The 13,351-nt window shown below is 48.2% G+C and carries 15 protein-coding genes; 6 read left to right on the top strand and 9 right to left on the bottom strand.

What is annotated here, in order from left to right; translation table 11 throughout:
- Positions 1 to 32: 32 nt before the first annotated feature.
- Together BUB37_RS01035 and BUB37_RS01030 are read right to left on the bottom strand one after the other, a co-directional pair.
- Positions 33 to 545 carry a DUF421 domain-containing protein gene (locus tag BUB37_RS01035; RefSeq protein ID WP_072987066.1) on the bottom strand — a complete coding sequence of 171 codons (513 nt, stop codon included), beginning with the start codon at positions 543 to 545 and terminating at the stop codon, positions 33 to 35.
- A gap of 91 nt (positions 546 to 636) precedes the next feature.
- On the bottom strand, positions 637 to 1,488 hold the full coding sequence (locus BUB37_RS01030; RefSeq protein ID WP_072987063.1) for a helix-turn-helix domain-containing protein: 852 nt from the start codon (positions 1,486 to 1,488) through the stop codon (positions 637 to 639).
- Positions 1,489 to 1,682: 194 nt separating this feature from the next.
- On the opposite strand from BUB37_RS01030, the gene BUB37_RS01025 reads away from it, so the two are divergent.
- Positions 1,683 to 2,651 carry a phytanoyl-CoA dioxygenase family protein gene (locus BUB37_RS01025; RefSeq protein ID WP_072987060.1) on the top strand — a complete coding sequence of 323 codons (969 nt, stop codon included), beginning with the start codon at positions 1,683 to 1,685 and terminating at the stop codon, positions 2,649 to 2,651.
- A gap of 93 nt (positions 2,652 to 2,744) precedes the next feature.
- A complete protein-coding gene (locus BUB37_RS01020; protein ID WP_072987057.1) occupies positions 2,745 to 4,328 on the top strand; it encodes a SulP family inorganic anion transporter in 1,584 nt (527 codons plus the stop codon).
- Between the two features lie 37 nt (positions 4,329 to 4,365).
- Here the strand turns inward: BUB37_RS01020 and BUB37_RS21545 are convergent, their stop codons facing one another.
- From BUB37_RS21545 to BUB37_RS01005, 4 genes are all read right to left on the bottom strand, one after another.
- Positions 4,366 to 4,509 (bottom strand): hypothetical protein, encoded by a 144-nt coding sequence (locus BUB37_RS21545; RefSeq protein WP_170863097.1) that lies wholly within the window; start codon positions 4,507 to 4,509, stop codon positions 4,366 to 4,368.
- 202 nt (positions 4,510 to 4,711) lie between these two features.
- Positions 4,712 to 5,194 carry a c-type cytochrome gene (locus tag BUB37_RS01015; protein WP_072987054.1) on the bottom strand — a complete coding sequence of 161 codons (483 nt, stop codon included), beginning with the start codon at positions 5,192 to 5,194 and terminating at the stop codon, positions 4,712 to 4,714.
- Positions 5,195 to 5,236: 42 nt separating this feature from the next.
- Complete coding sequence (locus BUB37_RS01010; protein WP_072987051.1) at positions 5,237 to 6,199, bottom strand: YheT family hydrolase; 963 nt, start codon at positions 6,197 to 6,199, stop codon at positions 5,237 to 5,239.
- 60 nt (positions 6,200 to 6,259) lie between these two features.
- Complete coding sequence (locus BUB37_RS01005) at positions 6,260 to 7,234, bottom strand: NAD(P)H-dependent flavin oxidoreductase (RefSeq protein ID WP_072987048.1); 975 nt, start codon at positions 7,232 to 7,234, stop codon at positions 6,260 to 6,262.
- 265 nt (positions 7,235 to 7,499) lie between these two features.
- Here BUB37_RS01005 and BUB37_RS01000 point away from each other — a divergent pair, with 265 nt between their 5' ends.
- A complete protein-coding gene (locus BUB37_RS01000) occupies positions 7,500 to 7,979 on the top strand; it encodes an acyl-CoA thioesterase (protein WP_072987045.1) in 480 nt (159 codons plus the stop codon).
- Here the strand turns inward: BUB37_RS01000 and BUB37_RS00995 are convergent.
- Together BUB37_RS00995 and BUB37_RS00990 are read right to left on the bottom strand one after the other, a co-directional pair.
- Complete coding sequence (locus BUB37_RS00995) at positions 7,976 to 8,884, bottom strand: DMT family transporter (RefSeq protein ID WP_072987042.1); 909 nt, start codon at positions 8,882 to 8,884, stop codon at positions 7,976 to 7,978. The genes BUB37_RS01000 and BUB37_RS00995 overlap by 4 nt on opposite strands.
- Positions 8,881 to 9,234: an arsenate reductase family protein gene (locus BUB37_RS00990; RefSeq protein ID WP_072987038.1), complete on the bottom strand. Its 354-nt coding sequence runs from the start codon at positions 9,232 to 9,234 to the stop codon at positions 8,881 to 8,883. Before BUB37_RS00990 ends, BUB37_RS00995 begins: the two co-directional genes overlap by 4 nt.
- 87 nt (positions 9,235 to 9,321) lie before the next feature.
- Between BUB37_RS00990 and BUB37_RS00985 the strand changes: the two genes are divergently transcribed.
- Positions 9,322 to 9,780: a DinB family protein gene (locus BUB37_RS00985; protein WP_094766540.1), complete on the top strand. Its 459-nt coding sequence runs from the start codon at positions 9,322 to 9,324 to the stop codon at positions 9,778 to 9,780.
- On the opposite strand, the gene BUB37_RS00980 is transcribed toward BUB37_RS00985, so the two are convergent.
- Positions 9,781 to 10,524: a DUF3298 and DUF4163 domain-containing protein gene (locus tag BUB37_RS00980; protein ID WP_072987034.1), complete on the bottom strand. Its 744-nt coding sequence runs from the start codon at positions 10,522 to 10,524 to the stop codon at positions 9,781 to 9,783.
- An 88-nt stretch (positions 10,525 to 10,612) separates the two neighbouring features.
- Between BUB37_RS00980 and BUB37_RS00975 the strand changes: the two genes are divergently transcribed.
- Both BUB37_RS00975 and gdhA read left to right on the top strand, forming a co-directional pair.
- Positions 10,613 to 11,764 carry a cystathionine gamma-synthase gene (locus BUB37_RS00975; RefSeq protein WP_072987031.1) on the top strand — a complete coding sequence of 384 codons (1,152 nt, stop codon included), beginning with the start codon at positions 10,613 to 10,615 and terminating at the stop codon, positions 11,762 to 11,764.
- Positions 11,765 to 11,892: 128 nt separating this feature from the next.
- The gene (gene gdhA / locus BUB37_RS00970) at positions 11,893 to 13,236 is read left to right on the top strand and encodes an NADP-specific glutamate dehydrogenase (protein WP_072987028.1); all 1,344 of its coding nucleotides are present in this window, start codon (positions 11,893 to 11,895) and stop codon (positions 13,234 to 13,236) included.
- Positions 13,237 to 13,351 lie beyond the last annotated feature (115 nt).

Below are 13,351 nucleotides of genomic sequence, written 5' to 3'. Positions count from 1 at the left end.
GAGCGGTTTTGTTTTGTCATAAGATGAACGGGCTAGTCTTCTACACCGTCCAATAGGGCTTTGTCGATTGTAAGGGCTTCCCGGCCATGCAATACCGAGATGTCTCCCGTGGTCTCGAAGACGACGGCTTTGACCTCTGAAAACTGCAGTACGTTGGCTTCACGTAACTTGGCCATTAAATCGGATTTGGTGACCAAGCATTTTTTTAGGTTCTCTTCGTAGATCTGACCGTCTCTCATCAAAAGCACGGGGGTGTTGGTTACCGTATGTTCAAAAACGCTTGATTTTGTCCTTAGCTTGGCAAATACCACCTGTAGCAAGGCCAACAGGCCCAAAGATATTAAGGCGGGCATAAAACTGCCGGACGGTTTGTTGACGGCATCGGCCAAAATGGATCCCATGGCAATGGTTATGGCAAAATCGAAGCTGCCCATTTTTGCAAAGGTTCTTTTTCCTGCCATTCGCGTAATCAGGATAATGTAGGCGTAGATGGCAAGTCCGGCAAAAGTGATTTTTAGTATGGTGGCAAGGCTTATCGAGAACATATTTGATGTGGTTTAGGTTTATTCCCATAAGTTAAACCCGATATATGCTCCAAATGAACGGTTGCGATACTATTAATGCCCTAAAAAGATATCAGTACCTTCCAAAAAGCCTTTTTTTAAAATCGGATGGGTTCTCGCCGGTTACCTTTTTAAACGTACGATTAAAATATGAAAGGCTTTCAAACCCACATTCAAAGCAGGTTTCGCTTACGTTCTTGCCTTTCAGGAGCAACCTTTTGGCCTGGCTGATGCGGTATTGGTTGAGAAAATTTATAAAAGTACTGTTTGTGGCCTTCTTAAAATACCTGCAAAAGGCGGCTTTGCTCAAATTGCAAAGGGAGGCCACCTCGTCGACCGAAATTTTTTCATGGTAACGGGCGTCTATCAAGGCGTAGATTTCGCGAATGCGCCGTTGCTCCTTGGTGCTGTACGAGTTGATGAAAGGGGTTTTGTGCAAGAGCTCAAAATCGCGACTGCCCGATAAGGTCTTTAATATGCGTATTACTTCCATAAAAAAATCGAAGGGGGGCAGAAGGTGCAGTTGCTTCATAAGGGCCCCGACCTCCGTTTTGGTACGGCCCGTAAAGGCTATTCCGTACTTAGCCAGGTCCATAAGCCGGTCAATGTTCCTTAATTCTGGAAGTGGGCCCACAAAACCGTCTTTAAACGAGGGTTTTATGTGCAGTACTTCCTGACGGTACGAAGTGCCGACCCGATAGTCGAAGTTGAGATGGGGAATGTTCGATCCGATCAAGACAAGGTCGCTATCGGTATAGGTAGAGATATGGTTTCCTACATGGCGCGTGGCACTGGCCCCCTCGATGTACACCAGCTCGTATTCCGGATGAAAGTGCCAATAAAACAAATGGTTCAGCTTGGGGTCGTGCAGAAGCCGGAACGGACTCTTGGTTTCAGGGCTAATGGTTTCGAGCTGAACTTTCATGGGCTTTGACCCCGACCATGGGTTTGTTTTGGAGGTGAAGGGCCGATGTTGTTTTTAACAAAATTACACTTATAATTACAAAATTTGTATGAATATATCAATATTGTTCAAATAAAGGTCAATATTAAGGTAGAATAGGCGACGTGGGCGCGATAGTTTTACGTGAAGGTTTAATAATCAAGATTCCTTTTATCATGGAGAATACAAAAGGCGATATGGTCGATACGGCGCATAAGGACATATCCGGAAACCCATCTACGCCCGCTAGGGGCGCAAAGGACTTGAACGACCGTTCGAACGGGGAACCCTTGAGGGTCTTAAGTGAGGCGGATTGGGATTTTTGGAGGCACAACGGCTACATTGTTATTAAAAATGCCATCTCAAGGAAACAGGCCCAAAAGACGGCGGATTTTCTTTGGGAATTCGATGAGAAAGACCCCGATGACCCCAAAACGTGGTATGCTCCGCCACGGGCCGAGATGAAAATGAAGGAACTTACCGGAACGGGTATGGTCGAGGTCTATAACCATCAATTGCTTTGGGACAACAGGCAAACACAAAGGGTCTACGATGCCTTTGTCGATGTATGGGGCACCGATAAGCTTTGGGTGACCATCGATCGGGCCAACCTCAATTTTCCCTTGCCTCCCGGAAGCGACAAAAAGGGATTCATTCATTGGGACTACGACCCGGAGTCCCGGCCCCAAAATGTACAAGGGGTGTTGGCCCTGAACGACCAGGTCGACGGGAATATGGGCGGGTTTCAATGCATACCTTGGTTGTACAGAAACTACGATACCTGGAAACAGGGCCAGCCCTTCGACCGAAATCGGTTTCACCCCGATATTTCCGGACTCGAAGATAAGATCGTAAAGGTGGGCATGGAAGCCGGAGACCTTCTCATTTTCAATAGCACCCAACCCCATGGCATACGACCGAACCGATCAAAGGACAAGGTGAGGATAGCCCAGTACATTTCGATGATGCCGGCAGAGGAAGACAATGAAGGGCTGCGCAATTGGCGGGTCAAGTCTTGGAAAAACCGTATTGCCCCACAAGGCTACGCCTTTCCGGGGGATCCGAGAAACTGGGAACAAACCAAGTATAAAAGGGCAGAACTTAGCGAATTGGGCCAAAGACTATTGGGCAGCAGGCCATGGTAATTCGCCAAAACCGCCTTAATAAATACGTATTTAACCTTCATGGCTAGGCTAATAGGGTAATTTGGGCTATTTTTGCCGGCTCAAAAACCGACCATGAAGAAATATCTCAATCTATTCGATTTTAAGCAGAAGGTAGACTATAAGACGGAAATTCTTTCGGGCTTAACGGTTGCCCTTGCCTTGGTGCCCGAGGCGATCGCCTTTGCCTTGATTCCAGGTTTTTCTCCGCTAACGGGACTTTACGCCGCATTTATTCTGTGTTTAATCACTTCAATCTTAGGGGGTAGGCCAGGCATGATTTCGGGTGCAACAGGGGCCGTAGCGGTCATTTTTATCGGTCTGATCTTGGAGTTGAAGCGCAATTTTCCCGGAATCGAACCCGATACGATCCTCCATTATGTGTTTGCCACGGTAATCATTGCCGGGGTATTGCAAATTTTGGCAGGGGTGTTGCGCTTGGGTAAGTTTATCCGGCTGGTGCCCCATCCTGTCATGTTCGGCTTTGTCAACGGACTGGCCATTATTATTTTTATGGCACAGTTCCCGAATTTTTATGAGAAGGGTACGGATCAACTTCTTGGCGGTTCGTCCATGTTTATCATGCTCGGACTTACCTTGTTGACCATGCTGATCATCTGGGGTTTTCCCAAGCTGACCAAGGCCGTCCCCTCTTCGCTGTTGGCGATCGTGGTAGTTTCGGCCATTGTGATCGGCTTTGGAATAGATACCAAGACCGTTGCCGATACCATGGTCGAAGGGCAAAGTATTAAGGGGGGCTTTCCGCCCTTGTCCATTCCGCAGATTCCCTTGACCTTCGAGACCTTTAAGATTATTTTTCCCTATGCGGCCATTGTTGCCGGGGTAGGGCTGATCGAAAGTCTTTTGACCCTGAACATCATCGATGAGATTACCGAGACCCGGGGTAGGGGCAACCGGGAGTGCGTGGCCCAAGGTACGGCCAATATTTTCTCGGGCTTCCTGTCGGGTATGGGAGGCTGCGCCATGATAGGTCAAAGTTTGATCAATACTTCGTCGGGGGCAAGGGCCCGACTTTCGGGTATAACCGCGGCCGTGATGTTGTTGGTGTTTATCATGTTCGGTTCGAGCCTTATCGAGCAGTTGCCCATGGCGGCCTTGGTCGGTCTGATGTTTATGGTGGCCATAGGAACTTTCGAGTGGGCCAGTTTCAAAACTTTTGGTAAAATGCCCAAATCGGATGTCGTGGTTATGGTACTGGTTACCTTGATAACCGCCATTACCCACAATTTGGCCGTAGCCGTTCTGTTAGGCGTTATTATCTCCGCCTTGGCCTATTCCTGGGAAAATGCCAAACGTATCCGGGCGAGAAAGTATGTAGACGAAAATGGGGTGAAACACTACGAGATCTATGGCCCTCTCTTTTTCGGCTCAACAACCCTTTTCGCCGAAAAATTCGATGTTTTGAACGACCCCGACGAGGTAATCATCGACTTTAAGGAAAGCCGCGTGGCCGATATGTCGGGTATCGAGGCTTTGAACAAGATTACCGAACGTTACGCCAAAGTAGGCAAAAAGATACATCTTCGGCACTTGAGCAGGGACTGTATAAAACTTTTAAAGAACGCAGAGGAAATTATCGATGTAAACGTTCTTGAAGATCCTACTTACAAGGTAGTGGTCGATAAGATCGAAGATTAACACCACGTCAGGGCATTGCCTTGCCGGCCACGTGGGTTTATTTGTCCTCGTTTTCCTCCTTTTTGGTGGATGCATACCCACCGGCCCAGCCCAGCCAATATTTTAAGGAAATATCCTTGCGTTGCCTGCGCAATAGGCGGGATAAATTTTTGTCGTTGAGGTAGATTGTGTCGTCTTTCATGACCGATTTGATTTAATTGATGAATAGGGTATTTGGTACTATAGACGAAGAAACCTCTGTTTTGATTGATAAAGTTTTGTTAAAATTGCTAAATTTTCGATAGGCCATACGCTTTTATGGTGGTCGTATTTTGTTTTGGGGCAAGGCGACAAAAAAAAGCCGGCCTTCAAACGAAGGCCGGCTTTTTTGTAATTTTTAGAAACTATAACGTTCTTAGATACTCCGCAACTGCACGGGTTTCTTCTTCGGAAAGATTTTGGTTTAACATGATAGCGTTGTTGTATTCCTTCATCAATGCCTTGGCAATGGGATCTTCCTTAAGCATTTTGTCGGGATTTATGATCATGTTCATTACCCAGGCCGGGTTTCTTCTTTCATAAACGCCTTTTAAGGCAGGCCCGATCATCCTTTGCTCTGCCATATGGCAAGCGGTACAGATGGTATTGAATTTGGCTTCGCCGGCAGCGGCCAACTCGGCGTCTATTTCACCGTCGAAGGTAATGTCCTTAAAGGGGCCGACACCTTCATTGTCCATATCGACGGGCACACCTTCCGATTTCGCCTCCACAGCTTTCTCTTCGGTTTTGGTTCTGTTCATTTCAAAACCCTTCTTTTCTTCTTTCTTTTTTTCTCCGCAGCCGACCATTAATCCGCCCAAAGCAAGCACAACAAATAATTTTTTCATGGTAACAAAATTTATGGGTACTAATATAAGAATTACCCCTATTTAAAGCGCATCTTCCAAAAACTTTATTGTTCTTTTTTCGTTGTAATATACGTTGCCATGATCAAAAAATCCCACGTGGCCACCATACCTTGGGGTTTCCAAAAAAAGCCGGTTGTTTTTGTCGGCTTCGGTAAAAGGGTAGCACTCCGGGCCTAGAAATGAATCATTGGTGGCATTGATGATCAGAGTGGGTATTTGTATGTTGGGAAGGAATTGAAGGCAGCTGCATTTTTCGTAATAATCAAGGGCGTCCTTGAAGCCGTGGGCCCGGCTGGTATAAATGTCATCGAAGTCCTTCAAATTTTTGATGTTCTTGATATCCCGCATCGATATCCTATCGGGAAACAAGGGGAGCTTCAAAAGGAGCTTGCCCACGAGATGCTTCTTGAACCGGGCGGCATAGGCAAAATTCTTTGGCTTTAAGAGTTCTTTCAACGAACTGTGCAGGTCGCAGGGAACCGATACGCCGATAACGGCCTTTACCTCCTTGGGTACTTGACGGTCTTCACCGGCATATTTGAGGGCCAGGTTGCCGCCCAAACTGACCCCGTTGATATAGATTTCGTCATATTTTTCAAGACGGAGTAGGTGTGCTACCACTTCGTCGAGGTCGTCGGTCGCGCCCGAATGGTACGAACGGAAAAGGCGATTGGTCGTTCCGCTGCATCCCCTAAAATTAACGGCGCATGCATCGATGTTGTTTTCGTTAAAAGACTTGGCGCTACCGGTAATGTAGGGGCGTTGCCCATTGCCTTCCAAACCGTGCAACAGTATGGCAGCCTTTCGCGTAGGTGTCCGGGAAAAACTCCAATCGAGATCGATAAAATCGCCATCGGGTAATTCGATCCGCTCGCGCCTTTGGACGACATCGCTGACCTTTCTTACCAATCCGGAATAAATGGTAGAAATATGGCCGTGCCGAAAATGGAGGGGCGGGTGATAATCGGATGAAACTAGGGGCATCGGACGATTTTTTTGTTTTGGAAGATCAAGTGCATTCTACGTCGAACAACCTTACGCCCATTATTTGGGGTAGGTTTCCAATAGTTTAGCCTGCTGTTCGACAGCCTCCTTGAACTCGGTCTTCAGGTTGGCCACAAGTTGGTTTACGGGAAGCGAGTTTTCGATCGATGTTGAACCTTGGCCCGCCGACCATATGGTTTTCCAAGCCTTGGCCTCGGTATTCAATTCTTTTCCAAAATCGATCTTGGTATCTTTTTTCAGGTCTTCTTCGGTAAGTCCTGCAGCTTTTAAGCTGGCGGCGAGGAAGTTGGCATGTACGCCCGATATGCTTGCCGTATAGACCACATCGGTGGCACCGGCCTCGATGATCATTTCCCGATATTCCTCGGGGGCCTGGCTCTCTTCGGTATTTATAAACCGGGTTCCCATATAGGCCAGGTCGGCTCCCATTTGCAGGGCCGACGCGATATCGCGTCCGGTACTTATACATCCGCTGAGAATAAGGGTCTTGTCAAAAAATTTCTTGATTTCGGCGACCAAGGCCATGGGGTTGAGGGTTCCGGCATGGCCACCGGCTCCCGCCGCCACCAAAATAAGGCCGTCCACACCAGCTTCTTGGGCTTTTTCGGCATGCCTCTTTTTGATGATGTCGTGAAAGACAAGCCCTCCGTAACTGTGAATGGCATCGACCACCATTGATACGGCACCGAGGGAGGTGATGACAATCGGCACCTTGTGTTTGATACAGAGTTTGATATCGGCCTCTAGCCTGGGGTTGGTTTGGTGCACGATAAGGTTGACACCGAAAGGAGCGGGTTTTTTACCGGTTTCCCTTTCAAAGGCTTCGAGGGCGGATTTGATTTCTATCAGCCATTCCTCAAAACCTTCGCTCGTACGCTGGTTTAAGGCGGGAAATGTACCCACAATGCCGTTTTTGCAGCATTCGATGACCAGTTTAGGTCCGGATATCAAGAACATGGGGGCCGCAATGGCGGGCAGTGATAGGTCGCTTATAAAAGAGGGTTTGTTTGACATAATGAAATTCGTTTCACGTTTACTTGACTTGTTGATAAAACTACAGCGTATTTTGCTCATTACCAATTACGGTACGTTGAACTGTGGCCAATAATCCGCATCGGATAAGGGCCACTTGATAAAAGTTGCCTATTTTGAAGGGGGCCCATTGATAAATTGGCAAAAACGGTCCCCATCGGGAAACTTTTTTAACACGCCCATGGTTGTTACGTCAAACTTATGGTATTTTTGTCTTTCTTATGCACGCATAATAAAATAATTTTTCATGTACTTTAAAGAATTTGAAATTCGTTGGAGCGATTTGGATGCCAATAGGCACTTGGCCAATTCGGCATACCTTAATTATATGAGCCATACGCGAATGGCCTATTTGATCGAACTCGGTGTCAACCAAAAGACACTCGCCCAAAAACAGCTCGGTCCGGTAGTGTTCTACGAGCATATGTATTATTTTAAGGAAGCCTTTCCGGGGAGGCCTATTAGGGTCTCAATGGAAATTATGGGAATGAGTGAAGACGGTAAGTTTTTTGAGTTCCATCACAATTTCTACAATCACAAGGGTGAAAATTTTGCCCATTGCGAGATGATGGGTGCGTGGATGGATTTGACGACCAGAAAGCTCACCGGCCTGACCGACGATTTTCTGAAATCGTTCGAGAATGCACCAAAGGGCGAGGGGTTTCGGGTCTTGACCAAGGAAGATACCCGTAAGTTCGCCAAGGCGCCCAGGCATTTGTCCGTTTAAAGAACGCGATTTTTGGTACCTGGGCGACGTTTTGTGCTGACGAGGTAAACCCCTAAAAATACCAGGCAGGCCGCTATAATCTTGACGGTCGTCAGTTGGTCTTGCCCGGTAATCAAGGCGAACAAGATTCCTATCAAGGGCTGTAAATACACAAAGGCGCTGACCGTGGAGGCTTTTAGCTGGGTTAGGGCAAAGATGTTGAAAAGGTAGGTGAAAAAAGTGGTGCCGATAATGACAAAGGCGATCCTCCATATGGCGTCAAAGGGCAAGGAGGCCCAATCGGTATCGATCATTTCTTGAAAGCCGAAGGGCAGGCAAATGAGGATGCCCAAGGTAAACAACCATTTCATAAAGGTAAAGGGGTGGTACTTTTCGATCAATGTCTTTGCTCCGATCAGATACGAGCCGTACAGAATGGAATTAAGCAAGATCAAAAAGTTGCCCAAGGGGATGTTGGGAGCATCTTGGCGGATTTCCGAGCTAAAAAGGATGAGGCCGAGCGCCCCTATAAAACCGATTGTTATGCCCAAGACTTTTTTGGGCAGCACTTTTTCCTTGATCAGGATGGCCGACAACAATACGACGATAATCGGGGTGGTGGTAATAAGAACGGCACTGTTTATGGGGGTCGACAACGATAGCCCCTTAAAGAACACCAGCATGTTGGTTCCCATGCCCAATAGGGCGCAGACGGCCATTCGGCCGTAATCCCTTTTTTCGATGCGTTCCTTCGGACCGAATAGGGAAATGGACCAGAACAGAATGGAGGCTCCTACGACCCTTAATACCACCAAGGCGTATGCCGGAACATAACCGGGCATGATGCCCTTGGCAATGGTGTGGTTCAAACCGTAGATGATGGTGGCCCCGACGGCGGCTAAAATGGCTAGTGTCCGCTTGCTCAAGAATGAAGGGCTTCTTTGGCCGCCTCGACCGTTTTTTTACTGTTGCCTATAAAGATGCGGCCGTCGATCAGGGCGACAGGTCGCTTTAAAAAGGTGTAGTGCTCCAAGATGAGCTCCCTGTAATCTTCTTCCGAAAGCTGTTTTTCGTGTAGCCCTTGCTGGCGGAAAAGCCGGGCCCTTTTGCTAAAAAGCGCCTCGTAGCTTCCGGCCAATTGTTTCATTTCTTCGACTTGGCCCTCTGTCAATGCTTCGGTCTTGATGTCCTGGAGGTCTACCCCGTCCAAGGGTTCCCATTCCTTAAGAATGCGCCGGCAGGTATCGCAGGTACTTAGATGGTAGATTTTCTTCATTGGAAGTTACGAATGATTTACGGGTACAAAGAAACCCATTTCCGATCAATTGTACTATTTTTAGGGCCGACTTTAAAATTGAATCCCGTGGAAAACATCTTGAACACAATGGTGCAGGTGAGAAAGCGCTTGCACAGTATACTTGACCTTACCCCTAAGGAGCAGTTGCTTCAAATTCCGGAAGGCTTTCGCAACAATATCTGGTGGAACATTGCCCACGTGGTGGTAACACAGCAGCTTTTGGTGTACAGGTTCAGTGGGTTGCAGATAAGAATCCCGGAGGGGTACGTCGACAAATATAGAAAGGGCACCGTGCCCGGTGACGCACCTTCCGATGAGGAGATAAAGGAGGTGGCCGCCTTACTGATCTCTACGGTAGAATGGATGGAAGAGGACTATAGGAACGGCCTTTTCAAAAACTACCAATCGTATACCACCAGTGCCAATGTAACCTTGGGCAATGTTGACGAGGCCATTGCCTTCAACCTGTTTCACGAAGGTCTTCACATCGGTGCGATTATCGCCTTGCAGAAGATGCTAAAATAGCTAGAGCCTCGCTTTTTTTACCAAAAAAGGGGCGATGTCCTCAAAAGGGAGGATGATCTCAATGGGCCCGTCGGCGTACGAAGCTACCTCGTACGGGTTGTAGAGTAGCTTTATTCCGGCTTCGGTAAAACCTATGTTTTCCGGAAGATGGAAGGTATCGCTTTCGAACATAAAGCCGGTGCTGTTGATCGGGCCGTCGAGAGGGATGTTCTCCTGTGAGCGGAACTTTTGCTCCGCAAATGCCTCGAATTCCTTGCGGTCTCGAAAGAGTTCCCGGTTTTCCAGTTCCTTCCCCTTGACCTTGTCGAAGTTCAAATACCGTTTTGAGCTATAACCGTGGGCACCGCCGGTAAAAAGGTACGAATCGAGTTCTATGGTGAGCAACTCATCGTCTTCATACGAAACCGCGCCCTTGATGGTGGCTTCCCATACGGAGGCTTCCTCGGGGTACAGCTTTTTGATTTCCCAATATCCTTGGCTAAACGACTTTACGGCCTCCTTGATGGACGATGCCTCGACCTCGTCATCATAGTTTAAAATTTCAATGATCTCTTCCTGCAGCGCCGTATTCACCGTCTGCCCTACTTTCGATTTTCCAACGGCCTTGGGAATATGGATAACGACCTCCGGGCACTCCGAACAACGGGTCTCGTCCAAATCCAAGGTTTCGAAGGTAAGGTTCCTTTCCTCTTGGCAACCAATCAAGAAAACTAATAGTAAAAGGGCAGTGGTGTGAATTCGCATAATTAGGTGTGGAAATAGACTTACAAAACGACTGTCGCATTGTACACTAGCAAAGATAGCAATACATTTGTTGGATAAATTATCTGAAATGGACGAAAAAAAGTTAAAATTCAACAGCAAGACGATTCATGGCGGACAGCGGCCCGACAAGGCCTACGGTGCCGTAATGCCGCCCATATACCAGACCTCTACCTTTGCGCAAACGACCCCTGGCGGACATAGCGGCTTTGAGTATTCGCGTAGTGGAAACCCGACTCGAACGGCCTTGGAGAACGCCTTGGCCAGTATAGAGAACGGCAACTACGGTTTGGCCTTCGCAAGCGGGTTGGCGGCGATCGATGCCGTAATAAAATTATTGGGTCCGGGAGACGAGGTAATTTCTACCAACGACCTATACGGGGGCAGTTACCGCTTGTTCAAGCAGGTTTTTGAAAAATACGGAATCAAATTCCATTTTATCGGTATGCAAAACGCCTCCCGTATTGCCGAATATATCAACGACAACACCAAGTTGATCTGGATAGAGACCCCGACCAACCCGATGATGAACATTATCGACATCAAGGCGGTGGCGACCATAGCCCAAGAGAACAAGGTGCTGTTGGCCGTAGACAATACGTTTGCCACTCCCTATTTGCAGACTCCATTGGACCTAGGGGCCGATATGGTCATGCATTCGGCTACCAAGTATTTGGGCGGACACAGCGATGTGGTGGCCGGGGCCTTGGTGGTCAAGGACAAGGAATTGGCCGATAGGCTATATTTTATTCAGAATGCCAGTGGGGCCGTTTGTGGGCCTATGGACAGCTTTTTGGTACTGCGCGGGATCAAGACCCTGCACGTGCGTATGCAAAGGCATTGTGAAAACGGCGAGGCCGTGGCACGGTACTTGGCCCAACATGAAAAGGTTGAAAAGGTTTACTGGCCAGGCTTCGAAGACCACCCGAATCACGAAGTGGCCAAGGGCCAGATGAAGGGCTTCGGGGGAATGATCTCTTTTGTGACCAAGGGAAACAATTACGGGGAAGCCATTAAGATCGTTGAAAGGTTAAAGGTGTTTACGCTTGCCGAATCGCTCGGCGGGGTGGAAAGCCTGGCCGGACACCCGGCAAGTATGACCCATGCCAGTATCCCCAAGGAAGAACGGGAGAAAAGCGGGGTGGTCGATGCCTTGATACGGTTGAGTGTGGGTATTGAGGATCGGCGCGACCTTATTGCCGATCTGGAGCAGGCACTGTGATAGCTTCTTATTGAATTTACGATAAAAGGGTGGTTAAGTTGTATAAATAACATAATTTTGCCGTTATATCTAAAATTCAACAATTGCACCCCTTTTTTTAGAGGTCTAATTACATTTTGTTCAATTGCATGGAAGCAAAAATAAAAGCATTCATGGACGAGGTGAAGGTCAGAAATGGTCATGAACCGGAGTTCATTCAAGCGGTACAGGAAGTGGCCGAGACGGTACTGCCCTACATAGACGAGCACGAGATCTACCGGGGCAAGAGCATCTTGTCGCGTATGGTAGAGCCCGAACGATTGATTTCCTTTAGGGTGGCCTGGGTAGACGATAAGGGTAAAATCCACGTCAACCGCGGCTATAGGGTACAAATGAACTCCGCTATCGGCCCGTATAAGGGAGGCTTGCGTTTTCATCCCTCCGTAAACGCAAGTATTCTAAAGTTCCTGGCCTTTGAGCAGGTCTTTAAAAACAGCCTTACCACCTTGCCCATGGGCGGGGGCAAGGGCGGATCCGATTTTGACCCCAAAGGGAAGTCCGACGACGAGGTAATGCGTTTTTGCCATGCGTTTATGACCGAGCTCTGTCGTCATATCGGGCCGAATACCGATGTGCCGGCAGGCGATATCGGGGTAGGTGCCCGCGAGATCGGTTTTCTTTTCGGTATGTACAAAAAGATCAACAACGAGTTTACGGGCGTGCTTACGGGCAAGGGGCTTTCGTGGGGCGGATCCAAAATACGCCCCGAGGCCACGGGGTACGGTACGGTTTATTTTGCCCAAGACATGCTGAAGACCAAGGGGGAAGGTATCAAGGGCAAAACCGTAGTGATCTCCGGTTCTGGCAATGTGGCCCAATATGCGGCCGAAAAGATTGTCCATCTCGGAGGAAAGGTGGTTACCCTGTCCGACTCGGCCGGGTATATCTATGATAAGGAAGGTATGGACGAGGAAAAATTGGCCTATGTCATGGATTTAAAGAACAATAAAAGGGGAAGGATTGCCGAGTATGTCGAAAAATATCCTTCCGCCGAATACCACGAGGGAAAGACCCCATGGGCGGTACCCTGTGATATAGCCCTGCCCTGTGCCACGCAGAACGAACTTTCGGGGGGTGATGCGAAGACCTTGATAGAAAATGGCTGCATTTGTGTTGCCGAAGGGGCCAATATGCCCTGCGATACCGAGGCGGTGCGCGCTTTTCACCATGCGAAAATACTTTTTGCCCCCGGAAAGGCCTCCAATGCGGGCGGTGTAGCTACCTCCGGACTCGAGATGTCGCAGAACTCCTTGCGTATCAGTTGGACACGCGAAGAGGTCGACGATAGGCTAAAGCTGATCATGGGCGATATTCACGAGTCATGCATTAAGTATGGAATGGAAGATAACGGCTATTGCAATTATGTAAAGGGAGCCAACATTGCAGGCTTTGTAAAGGTGGCCGATGCCATGTTGGCCCAAGGCGTAATTTAAGGGCTGCACCAAGGTTTTATCATTTGAATTGGCAAGTCGGGATATGGTTGTAGAGACGCTATCCCGACTTTTTTTATGTCCAATGCCATATTTCGAACAAACGGTTATCTTTGAC

The organism is Pseudozobellia thermophila (assembly GCF_900141855.1).
Classification (GTDB): Bacteria; Bacteroidota; Bacteroidia; order Flavobacteriales; family Flavobacteriaceae; genus Pseudozobellia; species Pseudozobellia thermophila.
This window is presented reverse-complemented; position numbering and strand designations above follow the sequence as displayed.